Source organism: Mesorhizobium sp. M2A.F.Ca.ET.037.01.1.1, from assembly GCF_003998075.1.
GTDB lineage: Bacteria > Pseudomonadota > Alphaproteobacteria > Rhizobiales > Rhizobiaceae > Mesorhizobium.
On record NZ_RZSA01001416.1, the window covers coordinates 1 to 1,186 of the forward strand.

Sequence of the window (1,186 nt, forward strand, 5' to 3'; positions counted from 1 at the left end):
TCGGCGACCAGGACCCCGAAGATTCGAACCACATCAAGCTCCAGTCGCTCGGGCTGCCGACGCTGGAGCAGGTGACCGTCTCGCATCTCGGCGGCGGCGCGCCGGGCGAGGTGGAGTTCGGCATGAACGCGATCAAGGCGCTGCAGCCGACCTTCAAGTTCGCCGGCTTCGCCAAGTCGAGCTATCGCGCCATGGGCGTCGGCACCAATCAGCCGCTCAACTTCACCGGCTACGGCGTGCTGAAGAACAAGCAGACCGGCGACGCCTTCCAAGCGAAGACGGTCATCCGCGGCATCGTCAGCCGCATCGCGCCGGACGCCTTCGACCGATCCTCGGCCTTCGGCCACGATCACCAGATCGGCGAGGTCACCCACTACGAGCTCTCGGTCGACAACGAGGAATGGTTCTACTGGGACTACTTCACGAGCAGGCGCCGGCAGTTCGGCGTCGACGAACTGACCAAGGCACGCGTCCTGCTGGGCATTGAATGATGGCAAGCAGTTCCAAGATGGGGAAGAACGCGATCGAGGACTTTATGACGGGCGCCGACGAGGGGCCCGTCACAGCCGCCGAAACGTCGCCGGAAGCCGCCGCCGAGGAGGGGGAAGTCTCCCTCGACCTGACCGATGTCGATTACCGCTATCTGACGCTGCGGCGCGCGATCACGCGCGGCGACGGGAAGATCGCGCGGATTAGGATTCGGCCGGCCATGCTCCAGGATATCGACGACTGGTCGAATGCCGTGATCAGCAACCGCGAGCTGCTCGCACGGCTCTGCGATCTCCCCGCCGCCGTGCTGAAGAAACTCGCCTGGGATGACGCCGAGGCCTTGATGGAGATCTTCCACCAGGTCGTGCCGGAGTTCGTGTTTGCCACGCCGAAGGATGATGCCTGATGGCAAGGATGACGGCAGAGCTGGTCGTGAGCCTGCTCGATCGGGCATCGGGCAGGGCCCAGACGATCAAGCGAAATCTGACCGCTCTCCAGCGCGCGGAACGCGACGTCTACCTCGCGCGAAACAATATGCGGTTGACACGCGCGCAGGTCGCGGAAGAGCGGCTGCTGGACGCGCAGGAGGCCGAGCGGCAGAAGCGGCTCGCGCAATGGACGACGGCGGGCAGGGTCGCCGGCGTGGCGGTGGCGGCAGCGGGGTATGTCGCGATCCGCACGGCGCGCGACTATGCGC

At 65.6% G+C, this 1,186-nt stretch carries 3 protein-coding genes; all 3 read left to right on the forward strand.

Annotated features, from left to right (window positions below):
• On the forward strand, positions 1-491 hold a 491-nt coding region (locus EOA27_RS37245), incomplete at its 5' end, for a phage major tail tube protein (protein WP_127258804.1).
• 17 nt (positions 492-508) lie between these two features.
• Complete coding sequence (locus EOA27_RS37250) at positions 509-895, forward strand: hypothetical protein (RefSeq protein WP_126082993.1); 387 nt, start codon at positions 509-511, stop codon at positions 893-895.
• A partial coding sequence (locus EOA27_RS37255; protein WP_145970857.1) for a hypothetical protein occupies positions 895-1,186 on the forward strand: 292 nt, incomplete at its 3' end. The genes EOA27_RS37250 and EOA27_RS37255, both read left to right, overlap by 1 nt.